Genomic DNA, 14,318 nt, shown 5'->3' with positions numbered 1-14,318 from the left:
CAGGCCGAGCCCCGGCCTGACCGCCGGCAATCACGATGGCGCGGCTGCGCCGACCGTGTCGGCCGAGACGGCCTGCCGGGTGCCGAGCGGCTTGGGCGGTCCGGTGGTCGTATCCCGAAGGGTCTGCCGCTCGATCTCCGAGTTCAGCTCGGCCCCGAACATGATGACGATCGCCGACATCCACATCCACATCATCAAGCCGATCGCCGCGCCGAGCGAGCCGTAGGTCGCGTTGTAATTGGCGAATTCCGAGAGATACCAGGACAGGAGCGCCGAGCCGGCGATCCAGAGGATGGCGGCCGTCACCGCGCCGAGGCTCAGCCATTGCCAGCGTGGCGCGTCGCGGCTCGGTGCGAAGCGGTAGAGGACGGCAAGCGCGGCCAGCAGGATGACGAACAGCACCGGCCATCTCGCGAGAGCGACGATCAGCCTGCTTTCCGGCGCGATGCCGAGATGGTTGAGCGCGAGCGGGAAGGCGACCACGGTGCCCACCATCAGCAGCAGCGCCGCGATGCCGCCGACGGTGAAAGCCAACGACACCGTGTTCAGCCGGACGAAGCTGCGCTTTTCGCGCTCCTCATAGGCGACGTTGAGGGCATCGAAGATGGCTTTGACGCCCGCATTGGCGCTCCAGATCGCGAGCAAGAGGCCAAACAGGAAGGTGACACCCAGGGCGGTATTGCCGTTGGACACCACGCGCGTAACCTGGTCCTCGACGATCTGGAACGCGCCCTCGGGCAGCAGCATCGCGAGCGAATGCAGGTTGGAACTGATCGTCGAGGGATCCGCGAACAGGCCGTAGGATGAGACCAGCGCGGTCACGGCGGGAAAGACCGCGAGCAGCCCGAAGAAGACGACGCCGCCCGCAGTCGCGAGCAGGCGATCGTCGTCGATGCGCTGATAGGTGCGCCAGAAGATGTCTTTCCAGCCCGCCCACGGGATCGCGAAAGGGCTTTTCGCGTGCCGGCCGTGGCCAAGCTGCATCGCCGCGCCGGCCGGGCTCGTTTCCGGCGAGTTTGCTTCATTATTGCGATGGTCTTGCGGAGGCCCCGGCCGGATGGGGCCGGACTCCTGAAAGTAGCGTTCCGCGGACAGCACGAAGACGGCCGTGGCGGCGACCAGCAACCAACTGTCGAGGTGCTCGGTGCGCCGCGCGCGCATTTCAAGCGTCCAATCTGTGGCCGTGCCGCCGCCGCCGTGCGGCCGTGAAGCCCAGCAGCCCGACGGCTGCGAGCATCAGACCCAGCTGCACGGGCCGGTTGGTCCGAGCCGACACGGCGTTGCCGCCACGGCCACGTTCGCCCGGTGCGAGCGACACCAGCGGAATCGTCGTTGCGACCTCTTTCACCGCCTGCTTGACCGTTCCGCGCGGGATCCGCGGGGTGGCGATCGCGACGCGCATACGGCTGGCAAGCGGCACGATCGGCTTGTCCCGACGCTTTATTTGGACCAGAGCCACGCCGGCGCAGGATACGGCCAGCACCAGGAGCACGGCCGCGACGGCACCAAAGCCCCAGAATTGTCCCTGGGTGATTGCGACCCAACGATAAAGGGCCATCAGGCCGACAAAGAGGGTGGCGATCAGGAACAGCCCGGCCATTGCGAGCAGTCCTGCCGCGACCGCATAGGACGTCGCGCGGCCCGTGGCCTGATTGGTGCGGTCGCGCAAGTACGATCGCGCGGCGCGCTTGAGATGATTGATCTTGAGCGCCATGCCGGCGCGCAGCAATTCGCCCGATGGCGCGAGCATGCGGACATCCTCCGAGAACGAAAAAATCGTCGGGGGATGAACGTGGCGGAATTTGACTTGTTCCGCGCGGAGCGCGGCTGCCGGGACGGATCAGCCGAGATCGGCGGCCGCGATCCAGAACACCTCGCCCTCGGACTCCTCGGTGTCGAGCCAGAGCAGCGGCAGTTCCGGAAAGGCCTCGTCGACCAGTTCGCGGCCGCGGCCGATCTCGCAGATCAAGCCGCCATCCGGCGTCAGGTGATCGGGCGCATCGCGCAGGATGCGGCGCACCACGTCGAGACCGTCGGGGCCGCCGTCAAAGGCGAGCTTTGGTTCGGCCCGGCATTCCGGCGGCAGCGCGGCCATGCCTTCCGCATCGACGTAAGGCGGGTTGGTGATGATGAGGTCGTATCTGTTGTCGCCGAGCGGGGCGAACAGGTCGCCGCGATGCAGGCTGATCCGGTCATCGAGCCCGAATTCGCCGACATTTCGCGAGGCAACTTCGAGCGCGCCCTTGGAGATGTCGACGGCATCAACGGTGGCATTCGGGAAATGGTGCGCGGCGAGGATGGCGAGACATCCAGAGCCCGTGCAGAGATCGAGCACACGTTCGACGGCCGTGGGGTCGTCGATCAGCGAGCCCGCCTCGCCGTCGCCGCCGAAATGCGACTCCAGCAGTTCGCCGATGAAGGAGCGCGGAACGATGACGCGCTCGTCGACATAGAAGGGCAGGCCGCGCATGTAGATCTTGTTGACGAGATAGGCGGCCGGTTTGCGCGTGGTGACGCGCTGATGGATGAGGTTGACGATGGTCTTGCCTTCCGCCGACGTGACGCAGGCATGGGCAAAGATCTCGAACTGGTCGGGATGCAGATGCAGGGCTTCGCAGACCAGGAAGGCTGCTTCCGCGACCGGATCGGTCGTGCCATGGGCAAAGGCGAGCTTCGCCTCGGTGAAGCGGCTCACGGCGTAGCGCACGAAATCGATCAGCGTGAGCAACTCGCCGCGGCCGACCTTCGCGAGTTTCGGTGCCGCGCGGCCGCGCGTGGTCTTCTTGGATGCTCTTGCCATCAGGATCGGGTCCAGCGTGCGGCGGCCTCGTCGTCACGGGCGTGGGCTTCGACCCAGCCGGTGCCGGTGGCGCTCTCTTCCTTCTTCCAGAACGGCGCGCTGGTCTTGAGATAATCCATCAGGAACTCGGCCGCCTGGAACGCCGCCTGGCGGTGCTGCGACGCCGTGAGCACCAGCACGATGTTCTGGCCGGGCATGAACCGCCCGACGCGATGAATGATGGTGACGCCGTTCAGCGGCCAGCGCGATGTAGCTTCGTCGGCATGGCGCTTGATCTCTTCTTCCGCCATGCCGGGATAATGTTCGAGCGTGAGGGCGGCGATCTTCGCGCTGTTCTCGTCGCCGCGGCAGATGCCGGAAAAGCTTACGACCGCGCCGATGTCGGTGCGGCTCCCGGTCAGGATCGCGATCTCGCGCGCGATGTCGAAATCGTCCTGCTGGATGCGGATGGTGACGGGGCAGGGGCTGACGGGGGCGGTGCTTACGGGGGAGGTCATGGCCTAGCCGCCGGTCATCGGCGGGAAAAACGCGATCTCGCGGGCGCCCGCGATCGCGGCGTCCGATTTGACGTGGGCATGATCGATCGCGGTGCGGATCACCTTCGGCTTCTCGAAGGCGTAGGCATAGGCCTCGCTCCGGCCGGACAGCCAGGCGATCAGCTCCTCGACGGTGCGCACGGTCGCCGGCGGCTCTATGGTCTCCTCGGCCTTGCCGACGCGTTCGCGCACCCAGGCGAAGTACTTCACCTTCATGCCTCATCCTCCTTGATGAGGTGATGGATGCCGGCGCGGAAATAGTCGTAGCCGGTGTAGATGGTGAGGATCGCTGACGCCCAGAGCAGCGCCAGCCCGATCATCGAGACCACGGGCACCACCTCATCGCCGGCCGGGCCAGCGAGCAGGAAGCCGATGGCGATGAGCTGAACGGTCGTCTTCCACTTCGCAAGCTTGGTCACGGGAACGCTCACCCGCAGCGCGGCGAGATATTCGCGCAGGCCCGAGACCAGGATCTCGCGGCACAGGATCACGATGGCGGCCCATAGCGACCAGCCATGGATGATGCCGTCGGCGGCCAGCATCAGCAGGCAGGAGGCCACCAGCAGCTTGTCGGCGATCGGATCGAGCATCCGGCCGAACGCCGATTGCTGATTCCAGATCCGCGCGTAATAGCCGTCGAGGTAATCGGTCACTGCTGCCGCGATGAAGATGGCGACCGCGACCCAGCGCAGCCACAGCGGCTGATCCAGAATCGATTGTGCATAGATGCACCCGACCACGACCGGGATCGCGGCGATCCGGCCATAGGTCAGGATGTTCGGGAGGGACATCGCGCGGCTGGTCGTCCCTCGTGTCGTGGCGATGTTCATCCGTCCTACCAATACCGCTCGTGCCTGAAGGTCAACCGTCCCGCTCCCCAAATGAGGTGCAGCATGCGACGACCATATGACCGCGGCTCCCTTAGTTCACCCCGGCTGGGGATGGAAATAGTCGAAAATCCTGCGAGCGCTCTCGGCGCTCACCCCCGGAACCTTGCCGAGATCGGCGATCGAGGCCCGCTCGATCTCCTTCAGGGTTCCGAAATGGTGCAGCAAGGCACGTTTGCGTGACGGGCCGATGCCCGGAATCTCCTGCAAACCGGCCTCGCGGATGTCCTTCTTGCGCAGCTTGCGGTGCGAGCCGATGACGAAGCGGTGGGCCTCGTCGCGCAGGCGCTGGATGAAGTAAAGCACGGGATCGCGCGGCTCCAGCTTGATTGCCTCGCGCTCCGGCATGAACAGGGTTTCGCGGCCGGCATCCCGGTCCGGTCCCTTGGCGACCGACATCAGCGACACCTGGGTCAGGCCGAGATTCGTAAAGATCTCCCGGACGGCGTTGAGCTGGCCGCGACCGCCGTCGATGATCACGAGGTCGGGCCATTGCGGGAAGTCGTCGTCCTTGGCCTTGCCGGCGGCGTCCTCGGGCGGATTGATCAGGCGCTTGAAGCGGCGCTCCAGCACCTCTTTCATCATGCCGTAATCGTCGCCCGGCGTGAGCCCTTCCGACTTGATGTTGAACTTGCGGTACTGGTTCTTCACGAAACCATCGGGGCCGGCGACGATCATTGCGCCGACCGCATTGGTGCCCTGGATGTGGCTGTTGTCGTAGACCTCGATGCGCTTGGGCGAATGCGGCAGGCTCAGCGTCGTGGCCATGGCGTCGAGCAGCCGGCTCTGCGTCGCGGTGTCCGCGAGCTTGCGGCCGAGCGCCTCGCGCGCATTGGTCAGCGCGTGGGCGACCAGCTCCTTCTTCTCGCCGCGCTTGGGCGCCGTGACCTCGATCTTGTGGCCGGCCTTGATCGACAGCGCGTTGGCGAGCAGCTCGCTCTCCTCGATCTCGTGCGAGAGCAGGATGTTCTTCGGCGGCGGCTTGTCGTCGTAGAACTGGGCGAGGAACGACCCCAGCACTTCCTCCGGCGTATAGGTCTTCTCCGCGCGCGGGAAATAGGCGCGGTTGCCCCAGTTCTGTCCGGTGCGGAAGAAGAACACTTCGACGCAGGAGAAGCCGCCCTCCTGGTGGATGGCGAACACGTCGGCTTCTTCCACCGTGCGCGGATTGATGCCCTGCTGCGACTGGATCGCCGACAGCGCGGCGAGGCGGTCGCGGTAGAGTGCCGCGGTCTCGAATTCGAGCTCGCCGGAGGCCTTCTCCATCTCGCCGGCAAGCTCCTGCTTCACCGCTTGGCTCTTGCCGGAGAGGAAGTCAGTCGCCTCGCGCACCAGCGTCGTGTAGCCGGGGAAATCGATCTCGCGGGTACAGGGGCCGGCGCAGCGGCGGATCTGGTAGAGCAGGCAGGGCCGCGAGCGGCTCTCGAAGAAGGAATCGGTGCAGGAGCGGATCAGGAACGCGCGCTGCAAGGCGGTGATGGTGCGGTTGACCGCGCCGGCGGAAGCGAACGGGCCGAAATAGCGGCCGGGCCGCGACTGCGCACCACGATGCTTGAGGATCTGCGGCGCCCAATGGTCGCCGGTGATCAGGATGTAGGGAAACGACTTGTCGTCGCGCAGCTGCACGTTGAAGCGCGGCCGGAGCTGCTTGATGAGATTGGCTTCCAGGAGCAGCGCTTCGGTCTCGGTGTTGGTCGAGACGATCTCCACGGTCACCGTGGCTGCGATCATGCGCAGGATGCGCGCCGGTTGCGGCGCGCTCTGGCGCGCATAGTTCGACAGGCGCTTTTTGACGTTCTTGGCCTTGCCGACATAGAGCACGTCGGCATTGGCGCTGAGCATGCGATAGACGCCCGGCGAGGTGGGCGCGAGGCGGACCGCGCGCTCGATCGCTTCATGGCCGGTCGCCAGCGGCTCTTCGCCGACCGCGCCGCTCTCCTCCAGGATGTCAGGCAGCAGCGCGTCGTCCTCGTCCTCGCCAGCGGTGGTGGCGGGATCGAGGTCCGGCGGCGCCAGGCTCTCCGGCGGGGCGTCGGCCGTCGTGCCGCGCGGAGATTTGCGCGCGCGTGCGTCGTCCGGATTGTCGGTGGAATCGTGAGCCATGATGCGAATTTAAGCGCTGGGGGTGCCGATTTGAAGTTCCAGCCTTGCGGCACACACAGGATGGCGGCGCGGGTCCGGGTAACACTTGCTTAAGCCTGTTAAGAGCGTGGTAACCCGGCTTAACAGGCCTTTAACTTAAAACTCTCGATAAATCTTACGCGAAAAAGAGGAGGTTCCGTAACCATGCGATTTTGCCTTGCGCGGCGGCGCAGGCATCGCGGGGGGCGGCCGTTGCGTTGGAGAGTACCGATGAGGGGGTTCGTTGTAGGCGCAGCCGTGTTGGTTGCAGCCGGCTGGACAGCTTCGGCAGAGGCCGCCGATCTCAATTACGGGCAGGGTGCGCCCTACACCGTCAATCAGCCGCTCAATGCCTATAGTTGGGCCGGTCCGTATCTCGGTGCCAATCTCGGCTATGAGTGGGGCTCGGTGAGTAACTCGCCCGTCAAGCCCTCCGGTTTCGTCGGCGGTGTACAGGCCGGCTACAATTTCCAGAACGGTCCATGGGTGTTCGGCGTCGAGGGCGATATCCAGGCCGCGGGCGCTGATGACACCTTCGCGCCGTGGAAGTTCTCCAACCCCTGGTTCGGCACGCTGCGCGGCCGTGCGGGCTATGCCTTCAGCAACGTGCTGTTCTACGGCACCGCCGGCCTCGCCTTCGGCGAACTGCGCGCGCAGACATTCGGCTGGACGGAGTCGCACACCACCGCAGGCTGGACCATCGGTGCCGGCGCGGAAGTCGGCTTCGCGCCGAACTGGAGCGCCAAGCTCGAATATCTCTACATCGATCTGTCGACGAGCCAGTTCGCAATTACCGGCGTGTCAAACGGCTATAGCGCCAGCGTTGTGCGCGCCGGCGTGAACTATCACTTCTGATAGTTGAAGAAGAAAATACCGGACAATAGCCTCCCGGCCGCTCGCGGCCGGGATTTTTTTCGCCAGGTGTTCGCTCGAAAACGCTCTAGGAGACGATGACCAAATTGACTGCCTTTGGTCCCTTCCCCTTCTTGTCCGGCTCGACTTCAAAAGTAATGCGCTGTCCTTCGGCGAGATCTTTCAGTCCCGCCCGCTCCACAGCAGTAATGTGCACGAAGACGTCGCGCCCGCCGTCGTCGGGCTTGATGAAACCGTAGCCGCGCTCGCCGTTAAAAAACTTGACCGTTCCCGTCATGGCCATCGGGAAACTCCCCCTCATTGCTCCTCCGTCGCGACGCAGACTCACGTCACGACATGACCGGGCCTTACGAAGCCCGGGAGCTGGCCATCCTTGGGCGGACCTTTCTTTCGGTCCGATCGGATCTTTCTTAGGCCTTCACTCCGCCGCAACCATTCGCGGAAGCGGAACGTAAAGCCAGTCACGGAAACAGCATAATACGGTTCTCTGCAGATTGACTACCGCTCCTGCATCTTTTTCCCAAGAATGCCGGTGTGTTACGGCCTCGGCACCTCTAATCGGAATCTGGCAGCTCCGCCCTGTCCGAGCGGTATCTCCAGCTCGGGCAGGATCGTCTTGAGCTCGCCATGCAGCGTGTACGGCGGATTGACGATCAACAATCCGGCGGAGGTGAGGGCGGCGCCATCAAGCTGCGGCGCGACACTGAATTCGAGACGCAGACATTTTCCTGGCGGTTTTGCTGCGGCTGCGAGCCGCGCCACTGATTGCACCAGCGTGTCGGTGGCGCGTCGGCTCTTGGCCGGGTACCAGATTACATAGATACCGGTCGGCCATTTCACGAAAGCCGCCGAGAAGGCGTCGCCGAGCTTTTCGAACTCGTCTTTCGCCTCGAACGGCGGGTCGATCAGCACGAGCCCGCGCCGTTCCTTCGGTGGCACAAAGGCCGGCAGCGCGACCCAGCCGTCGAGATCGACCACGCGCGCCTGTTCGTCGCGGCGCAGCACACCGATCAGCGCCTTGCGCGCCTTCGGCTCAAGCTCGCAGGCAACGAGGCGGTCCTGCGGCCGCAGCAGGCCGCGCGTGATCAGCGGCGAACCCGGATAGGCCTTGAGTTCGCCCTTCGGATTGTAGGCACGAACGATGTCGAGATAGGGCTTGGCCAGCGCCACGGCGTCGTTCGACAGGCGCGCCTGCATCAGCCGCGCGATGCCGGTCAGCCATTCGCCGCTGCGGCGCGCCTCGTCGCTTTCGAGATCATAGAGGCCGGCGCCGGCATGGGTGTCGATGACACGGAATGCCCCCGGCTTGTCCTGGAGGTAAGTAATGATGCGCGCGAGCACGATGTGCTTGATGACATCGGCGAAGTTTCCGGCGTGGAAGGCGTGACGGTAGTTCATGAGACAGGACTACGCTACGTCACGGCTTGAGCAAAGCGGCATGCGCGTCTGTCCCGGACGCGCTGCAACGCTCTTAGCGTTGCGGGCCAGGGCCCGGGTCTGGATTCCCATGCAGCATAGGCCCCGATTCTGCAGCGCACCGCCGAAGCGGCGCGGCGTACGGGGCATGAGCAGTTGGACTAGCCACCTCTGATCGGCGGCATCGTCACCTGGTCGCGGCGGCAGGCGCGGCGCTCGATCTCCTCGCAGGCCCGGAATTGCAGGTCCTTGCTGAGGCAGATGCGGACCTCCGAGAGCCGGGTCCGGTTGCAGGTGACCGAGATGGCCGCGTTGCTCAGGCCCGCATTGGCCTTGATGAAGGCTTCCTCCACCTCGCCCGGCGCCACGGTCTTGGCCTGCGACAGTTCGAGATATTCCGCCGGGATCTTGATCGCGGCGCGCGCCTTTCGGATCGTCTCGAAATAATTGCGGCTGTCGAGCCCGGAGCAGGTGCCGTGCTTGTCCCACTCGTTGAAGATCAGCCCCGGCGCCGGCATCAAATCGAGCATCGAAGAGACGATGTTGCGGTTCAGGCGTGGCGAGGGCCGCTGGCAATATTCAGGGAAGCCATTCTCATATTGCGGCCACAGCCCGTGCACCACGAACGCGTAGGGCCGCCCGCTGCACTGCATCTGCGAGCGACCACCGCCGCCGCCGCGGTTGCGCTCGGACGCCTCCTCGCAGAAGGAGGGCGACCATGACAGCGACAGCACATAGAAGTCGAATTCGCCGGGCGCGTTCTGCCGTTTGTCCTGGGCCTTCGCGCCGCCCGGCAGCGCGACCAGCCCGGCGGCCAGAACCAGGGGGAGGGTCAGTGAGATCACGAGACGGGTGAACGAATGCAATCTAAAATGAAACATGGCGACGCCCCTCAACTAGACTGTGCAGTCAGCCTAGCAGGCAACAAGAACATTTCAAGAACAAAATTCGGGCCGGCCCGTCAGGCGCCTGATCAGTCCGATTCAGGCCTTTCGATCGAGCCTCAGGGCCTGGCGGCGCGGCAGGACGGATTGTAGGCCCAGTTGCGGTCGAGCCCGACCACGCACCATTCCACACCATTGCCGTAGCCGGAGAAGCCGCCATCCTCGATGATCGAGAAATGCACCTTGCGCACCTTTCCGTCATTGAGCATGGCGTCGCCGGTGCAATAGCGGCGCGGAATGTTGTCAGACTGCCAGGGCCGGAACGCGATCTCGTGAACGGCGGCGAAGCCGGTGATCTTCAACGAGGAATTCCAGAACGAGCTTTCCTTCTCCCAGAACTGGGTGGCGATGGTCGGCAGCGCCCTCTCGCAATCGACGACGGCGCCGTCATAGCGCGGCCCGTTCAGCCAGAAGTTCAGCTCCAGCGGATTGGCGGCCCTGGCCTCACCGAGCGACAGCGCCCCGAACATGAGGCCAAGCAAGGTGGCAAAGCGGAGCGATTTCAGGGGGAGGGCGCGCATGGGCAATCCGGACAGCTGGGTCTTGCGAAGGATGGACGGTGCCGCGAAGGCCGGGGCAGGTCAAGTGCAGCGCGGCAACACTTGGCCAAGAGTTGACCCCAACCTCGCAGCCGGCGGGGCATCAGTTCTTTTCATGGACCTCCCGGCACCGTAAACTGGTCCCAACCAATTGGAGTAACGGGAATGCGAATCATTGCGGCCGCGGGCTTTCTTGCCCTGGGGATGATGGCCAGCCAGTCGGCACGCGCCGATCTCCTTCCGGTGCCTCCGTTCAAGGGCAACGACACCGGCGGCATCATCGCTTATTCGCTGGCGACCCAGGCTGATGCGCGGCAGGTCGCGGTCGATCACTGCGCGCGCTACGGCAAGGTCGTGAAATTCCTCGCGGTGCAGGCCTTTGAGGGCGGCTATATCTCGTTCTCCTGCCGTTGGGTGCCCTATGGCGCTGCCCAACAGCCGATCCGTACGCTGTACTGAGGCGCTTTCGGAACGTCGGGAGCTTCCCACATGACGCGCAAGCTCGCTTTGCTCGGCTCGGCCCTTTGTCTTGTGGTGTCGGCAGGCAGCGCCAGCGCCGACGATCTGCCGGTGCGCAAGGCCGGTCTCTGGGAAATGAAGATGGTCAGGACCGGCACGCCCATGCCCGAGATGACCATGCAGCACTGCACCGACGAGACCGTCGACAAGGAGATGAACAACAACGTCTCCCCGATGGCCAAGCAGATCTGCGCCAAGCAGGACATCAAGAAGACCGCGACCGGCTATGTCAGTGATTCCGAGTGCAACGTCGCCGGCATCAGCACGACCTCGCATGCCGAGATCACCGGCGATTTCAACTCGGCCTATACGGTGAAGACCTCGTCGCATGCACAAGGCGGCGCCGCCGGCGCAGCAGGCCGCGACACCACGATGCAGCTCGAAGCCAAGTGGCTCGGGGCCTGCAAGCCCGACCAGAAGCCCGGCGACATCGTGATGCCCGGCGGCTTCAAGATGAACGTGCGCGACATGGACAAGTTGAAGGCGTTGCTGCCGAAGTAGGTTTGTCTTCCCCTCTCCCCTTGTGGGAGAGGGTGTCTCGCCGCGTAGCGGCGAGACGGGTGAGGGGTATCTCTCCGCGCGTGACTCTCTTACTTCTGAATTCGCGGAAACAACCCCTCATCCGGCGCTTCGCGCCACCTTCTCCCACAAGGGGAGAAGGAAGAGCCGCCTACACCGGAATCCGGACACTCGCCCTTAATCCCCCCATCGGGCTGTCGCCGAGGGTGATGTCGCCGCCATGCGAGCGCGCGATGTCGCGGGCGATGGCTAGCCCCAAGCCGGTGCCGCCTTCGTCCTGGTTGCGGGCGTTGTCGAGCCGCAGGAACGGCTTGAACACCTCTTCGCGCAAGTGCGCGGGAATGCCGGGGCCGTCGTCCTCGACCGTGACGGTCAAATAACGGTGATCGCGCTGGCCGTTGATGGCGATGCTCTTGCCGTAGCGCGCCGCGTTGGTGACGAGGTTGGCGAGGCAGCGCTTGAACGAGGCCGGCTTCACGGTCACCACGGGCAGACCGTGGAACGCGACGGTCGCGGTGTGGCCGTGGCGCTCGGCGTCGCTGCGCAGCTCCTCGAGCGCCTGCGCCATGTCGGTCGGCTGCGACTGCTCGCCGGAATCGCCGCGGGCAAACGCAAGGTAGTCCTCCAGCATCATCGACATCTCGTCGACGTCCTTGCGCATGCCCTCAAGCTCTGGGTTGTCGCCAATCAGCGCCAGCTCGAGCTTGAACCGGGTCAGGATGGTGCGCAGATCGTGGCTGACGCCGGCTAGCATCGCGGTGCGCTGCTCCATCGTGCGCTCGATGCGTGACTTCATCTCGAGGAAGGCGACCGCCGCGCGCCGTACCTCGCGCGCGCCGCGCGGCCTGAAGTTCGGCGCCTCGCGGCCCTTGCCGAAACTCTCGGCGGCGTCTGCCAGCCGCAGGATCGGCTTGATCTGGTTGCGCAGGAACAGCACGGCTACGATCAGGAGGATCGAGGACGTGCCGACCATCCAGAACAGGAAGATCTCCGAGTTCGAGGCATAGGCGGCGCTACGCTGCGCGAACACGCGCATTACGGCATCGTCGAGCTGGATGCGGATCTCGACGAGGTTGGAGCGGCCGACGGTGTCGATCCAGAACGAGCGTCCGATCTGGCGGCCGAGCTGCACCGACAGCGTCTGGTCGAGCAGCGAGAAGAACGGTTTTGGGCCCGGCGGCGGCATGTCGCCGGCGGGGAGGAAGTCGACGACGAGGCCGAGGCGCTGCTGGGCGATGCGGCGGATCTCGTTGCGGTCCTTGTCCTGCGGATAGCCCTTGTAGACGTCGATCAGCGCGGCGATGTCCTGCACGACGGCAGCCGACAGGCGGCGCGTCACCGTGTTCCAGTGCCGCTCCATGAACACGAAGGCGACGACCGATTGCAGGATCACCATCGGCACGATCATGATGAGCAGCGCGCGGGCATAGAGGCCGGTCGGCATCCAGCCTTTGAATGCGTTGCCCATCCAGCCATTGGCGGCGGAGACGCGGCCGGCGGCGCTCTTCAACAGCGTCAGGCCGGTATCGATCGTGCTCATCGGTCGCGCTTCACTGCTTTATGGCGAGGCCACCAGGCGGTAGCCGATCCCGCGTACCGCCTGGAGGAACAGCGGATTGGCGGGGTCGGTCTCGATCTTGCGCCTGAGGCGGTTGATCTGCACGTCGACGGCGCGCTCGTTGACGCTGCCATTGCCGGTGAGCGCGCTGCGCGGCACGGTCTCGCCCGGGGTCTCCGAGAGAATCCGCAGCATCTCGCGTTCGCGGTCGGTGAGGTGAATGACCTCCTCGCCCTGGCGCAGCTCGCCGCGATCGAGATGGTAGACGTAAGGGCCGAACGCGATCTTCTCCACCGCGGCGGTTTGCGGCGGCGGTGCGGCGCGCTTGAGGATGTTGTTGATGCGCAGCGCAAGCTCGCGCGGCTCGAACGGTTTTGCCACGTAATCGTCGGCCCCGATCTGCAGGCCCTCGATGCGGGCTTCGGCCTCGTGCCGCGCCGTCAGCATCACGATCGGCACCGAGGAGGAGGTCCGGATGAAGCGGGCGAGATCGAAGCCGGTCTCGCCGGGCATCATGACGTCGAGGATCAGGAGATCGAAATGCAGCCCCATGAGCTTCGAGCGTGCATCGCCGGCGCTTGCGGCGGTAGTGACGCGATAACCTTCGCTGGCGAGGAAGCGCGACAACAGATCGCGGATGCGGCGGTCGTCGTCGACCAGCAGCAGATGCGGCGCATCGTCGGCCGGTTCTACCGGCGGGCGGGCGAGCGTGGCAGCGAACGGCACGTTCACTCCTTTCCGTCCTGATTGACGTTGGCGAAGATCGTCTCCAGCACCTTGTCCGGATCGTCGCGGTCGATCATCGCGCGCAGGAAACGCTTGACGGTATCGGCATCCTGCGGCGCCAACTCGGCGAGCGCCTTGGTGATCCGCGTGGTCTGGAGCCCGGCGAGCTTCTGCACCAGCGCCTCGCCCTTCGGCGTCGCGTAGAGCAGGCGCTGGCGGCGGTCATTGTCGCCGGTCTTCTGCACGATATAGCCCTCGTCCAGGAGCTGCTTGAGCACGCGGCCGAGCGACTGTTTTGTGATGCGCAGGACATCGAGCAGGTCGGCGACCTTGAGGCCGGGATAGCGATAGACGAAATGCATGACCCGGTGGTGGGCCCGGCCGAAGCCGAAAGCCTCCAGCTCCTGGTCGGGATCGCCGACGAAATCACGATAGGCGAAGAACAGCAGTTCGATGATATCCCAGCGCAAATTGCCTCCATCGCCTGCGGCCGGCCGCGGCTCGGCTGCGTCTTGAGAGGGAGTTGCGAAATTTATGTCAGGCATATTGACGTATCTTGGGTTCAATGTTACAAAACGATCAGCCCGCACGAAATTTTAGATCGCTTCGCGTCGGGTGGCAGTTCTAGGAGCGGCCGGAGAGAGCCGGACAGGCGACGACGGCCGAAGCAGATCTACCGTGCGATTGTCGAGCGGCATTTCGGCAAAACATACTGGACTTCCGCGTTCCGCAAAAGCATGTCCTCGGCGACATGCTGGCCACGGAAACCGGCCGTAACAAGGCTGGCGGCGGTCCAGCCACAACCTAATCAAGCCAGCCGGGCCCAAACAGGGCAGGCGGGCGCCAGAACAGCGCCGCTACCGGCAGCGGGAGGCAAGGA

General features: G+C 64.8%; 17 protein-coding genes. 3 read left to right on the top strand and 14 right to left on the bottom strand.

The window, feature by feature from the left end; translation table 11 throughout:
* Positions 1-30: 30 nt before the first annotated feature.
* From AB7290_RS37310 to uvrC, 7 genes are all read right to left on the bottom strand, one after another.
* Positions 31-1,161 (bottom strand): YihY/virulence factor BrkB family protein, encoded by a 1,131-nt coding sequence (locus tag AB7290_RS37310; RefSeq protein ID WP_085403345.1) that lies wholly within the window; start codon positions 1,159-1,161, stop codon positions 31-33.
* A gap of 1 nt (position 1,162) precedes the next feature.
* On the bottom strand, positions 1,163-1,750 hold the full coding sequence (locus AB7290_RS37305) for a hypothetical protein (protein ID WP_085403344.1): 588 nt from the start codon (positions 1,748-1,750) through the stop codon (positions 1,163-1,165).
* Positions 1,751-1,840: 90 nt separating this feature from the next.
* Positions 1,841-2,800, bottom strand: a complete 960-nt coding sequence (gene prmB / locus AB7290_RS37300) for a 50S ribosomal protein L3 N(5)-glutamine methyltransferase (protein ID WP_071909540.1) — start codon at positions 2,798-2,800, stop codon at positions 1,841-1,843.
* Positions 2,800-3,297: a molybdenum cofactor biosynthesis protein MoaE gene (locus AB7290_RS37295; protein WP_071909541.1), complete on the bottom strand. Its 498-nt coding sequence runs from the start codon at positions 3,295-3,297 to the stop codon at positions 2,800-2,802. The genes prmB and AB7290_RS37295 overlap by 1 nt, the downstream gene beginning before the upstream one ends.
* Before the next feature lie 3 nt (positions 3,298-3,300).
* A complete protein-coding gene (gene moaD / locus AB7290_RS37290; RefSeq protein WP_015688556.1) occupies positions 3,301-3,552 on the bottom strand; it encodes a molybdopterin converting factor subunit 1 in 252 nt (83 codons plus the stop codon).
* Positions 3,549-4,166: a CDP-diacylglycerol--glycerol-3-phosphate 3-phosphatidyltransferase gene (pgsA, locus tag AB7290_RS37285; protein ID WP_014491974.1), complete on the bottom strand. Its 618-nt coding sequence runs from the start codon at positions 4,164-4,166 to the stop codon at positions 3,549-3,551. Before pgsA ends, moaD begins: the two co-directional genes overlap by 4 nt.
* Positions 4,167-4,262: 96 nt before the next feature.
* The gene (uvrC, locus tag AB7290_RS37280; RefSeq protein WP_085403343.1) at positions 4,263-6,326 is read right to left on the bottom strand and encodes an excinuclease ABC subunit UvrC; all 2,064 of its coding nucleotides are present in this window, start codon (positions 6,324-6,326) and stop codon (positions 4,263-4,265) included.
* Between the two features lie 249 nt (positions 6,327-6,575).
* Here uvrC and AB7290_RS37275 point away from each other — a divergent pair, with 249 nt between their 5' ends.
* Entirely contained in the window at positions 6,576-7,199 is a 624-nt protein-coding gene (locus AB7290_RS37275) for an outer membrane protein (protein ID WP_014491976.1), read from the top strand.
* Between the two features lie 85 nt (positions 7,200-7,284).
* On the opposite strand, the gene AB7290_RS37270 is transcribed toward AB7290_RS37275, so the two are convergent.
* The 4 genes from AB7290_RS37270 to AB7290_RS37255 all read right to left on the bottom strand — a co-directional run bounded on the left by AB7290_RS37270 (position 7,285) and on the right by AB7290_RS37255 (position 10,098).
* Positions 7,285-7,500: a cold-shock protein gene (locus tag AB7290_RS37270; protein ID WP_063986700.1), complete on the bottom strand. Its 216-nt coding sequence runs from the start codon at positions 7,498-7,500 to the stop codon at positions 7,285-7,287.
* Positions 7,501-7,754: 254 nt separating this feature from the next.
* Positions 7,755-8,615, bottom strand: coding sequence for a 23S rRNA (adenine(2030)-N(6))-methyltransferase RlmJ (locus AB7290_RS37265; protein WP_085403342.1), 861 nt, complete (start codon positions 8,613-8,615; stop codon positions 7,755-7,757).
* A gap of 179 nt (positions 8,616-8,794) precedes the next feature.
* Entirely contained in the window at positions 8,795-9,514 is a 720-nt protein-coding gene (locus AB7290_RS37260) for a ribonuclease T2 family protein (RefSeq protein WP_085403341.1), read from the bottom strand.
* A 122-nt stretch (positions 9,515-9,636) separates the two neighbouring features.
* Positions 9,637-10,098, bottom strand: a complete 462-nt coding sequence (locus AB7290_RS37255; protein WP_063985577.1) for a hypothetical protein — start codon at positions 10,096-10,098, stop codon at positions 9,637-9,639.
* A 183-nt stretch (positions 10,099-10,281) separates the two neighbouring features.
* Between AB7290_RS37255 and AB7290_RS37250 the strand changes: the two genes are divergently transcribed.
* Together AB7290_RS37250 and AB7290_RS37245 are read left to right on the top strand one after the other, a co-directional pair.
* On the top strand, positions 10,282-10,575 hold the full coding sequence (locus AB7290_RS37250) for a hypothetical protein (RefSeq protein WP_063985576.1): 294 nt from the start codon (positions 10,282-10,284) through the stop codon (positions 10,573-10,575).
* 30 nt (positions 10,576-10,605) lie between these two features.
* Positions 10,606-11,136: a DUF3617 domain-containing protein gene (locus tag AB7290_RS37245; RefSeq protein WP_063985575.1), complete on the top strand. Its 531-nt coding sequence runs from the start codon at positions 10,606-10,608 to the stop codon at positions 11,134-11,136.
* Between the two features lie 169 nt (positions 11,137-11,305).
* On the opposite strand, the gene AB7290_RS37240 is transcribed toward AB7290_RS37245, so the two are convergent.
* The 3 genes from AB7290_RS37240 to AB7290_RS37230 are packed head-to-tail and all read right to left on the bottom strand — an operon-like array spanning position 11,306 to position 13,983.
* A complete protein-coding gene (locus AB7290_RS37240; RefSeq protein ID WP_028151545.1) occupies positions 11,306-12,694 on the bottom strand; it encodes an ATP-binding protein in 1,389 nt (462 codons plus the stop codon).
* Between the two features lie 18 nt (positions 12,695-12,712).
* On the bottom strand, positions 12,713-13,444 hold the full coding sequence (locus tag AB7290_RS37235) for a response regulator (RefSeq protein ID WP_028169830.1): 732 nt from the start codon (positions 13,442-13,444) through the stop codon (positions 12,713-12,715).
* Entirely contained in the window at positions 13,441-13,983 is a 543-nt protein-coding gene (locus AB7290_RS37230; RefSeq protein WP_063985573.1) for a MarR family winged helix-turn-helix transcriptional regulator, read from the bottom strand. The genes AB7290_RS37235 and AB7290_RS37230 overlap by 4 nt, the downstream gene beginning before the upstream one ends.
* Positions 13,984-14,318 lie beyond the last annotated feature (335 nt).

Origin of the sequence: Bradyrhizobium sp. 613_E4_N2_2, assembly GCF_052075995.1 — a bacterium.
Taxonomy (GTDB): Bacteria; Pseudomonadota; Alphaproteobacteria; order Rhizobiales; family Xanthobacteraceae; genus Bradyrhizobium; species Bradyrhizobium barranii.
Note: the sequence above shows the minus strand (reverse complement) of the source record. Positions and strands in the feature narration are given on the sequence as shown.

Coding starts and splice junctions, on each gene's coding strand:
- AB7290_RS37310 (WP_085403345.1), bottom strand. CDS start 1,161: ATGCGCGCGCGGCGCACCGAGCACCTCGACAGTTGGTTGCTGGTCGCC.
- AB7290_RS37305 (WP_085403344.1), bottom strand. CDS start 1,750: ATGCTCGCGCCATCGGGCGAATTGCTGCGCGCCGGCATGGCGCTCAAG.
- prmB (WP_071909540.1), bottom strand. CDS start 2,800: ATGGCAAGAGCATCCAAGAAGACCACGCGCGGCCGCGCGGCACCGAAA.
- AB7290_RS37295 (WP_071909541.1), bottom strand. CDS start 3,297: ATGACCTCCCCCGTAAGCACCGCCCCCGTCAGCCCCTGCCCCGTCACC.
- moaD (WP_015688556.1), bottom strand. CDS start 3,552: ATGAAGGTGAAGTACTTCGCCTGGGTGCGCGAACGCGTCGGCAAGGCC.
- pgsA (WP_014491974.1), bottom strand. CDS start 4,166: ATGAACATCGCCACGACACGAGGGACGACCAGCCGCGCGATGTCCCTC.
- uvrC (WP_085403343.1), bottom strand. CDS start 6,326: ATGGCTCACGATTCCACCGACAATCCGGACGACGCACGCGCGCGCAAA.
- AB7290_RS37275 (WP_014491976.1), top strand. CDS start 6,576: ATGAGGGGGTTCGTTGTAGGCGCAGCCGTGTTGGTTGCAGCCGGCTGG.
- AB7290_RS37270 (WP_063986700.1), bottom strand. CDS start 7,500: ATGGCCATGACGGGAACGGTCAAGTTTTTTAACGGCGAGCGCGGCTAC.
- AB7290_RS37265 (WP_085403342.1), bottom strand. CDS start 8,615: ATGAACTACCGTCACGCCTTCCACGCCGGAAACTTCGCCGATGTCATC.
- AB7290_RS37260 (WP_085403341.1), bottom strand. CDS start 9,514: ATGTTTCATTTTAGATTGCATTCGTTCACCCGTCTCGTGATCTCACTG.
- AB7290_RS37255 (WP_063985577.1), bottom strand. CDS start 10,098: ATGCGCGCCCTCCCCCTGAAATCGCTCCGCTTTGCCACCTTGCTTGGC.
- AB7290_RS37250 (WP_063985576.1), top strand. CDS start 10,282: ATGCGAATCATTGCGGCCGCGGGCTTTCTTGCCCTGGGGATGATGGCC.
- AB7290_RS37245 (WP_063985575.1), top strand. CDS start 10,606: ATGACGCGCAAGCTCGCTTTGCTCGGCTCGGCCCTTTGTCTTGTGGTG.
- AB7290_RS37240 (WP_028151545.1), bottom strand. CDS start 12,694: ATGAGCACGATCGATACCGGCCTGACGCTGTTGAAGAGCGCCGCCGGC.
- AB7290_RS37230 (WP_063985573.1), bottom strand. CDS start 13,983: ATGCCTGACATAAATTTCGCAACTCCCTCTCAAGACGCAGCCGAGCCG.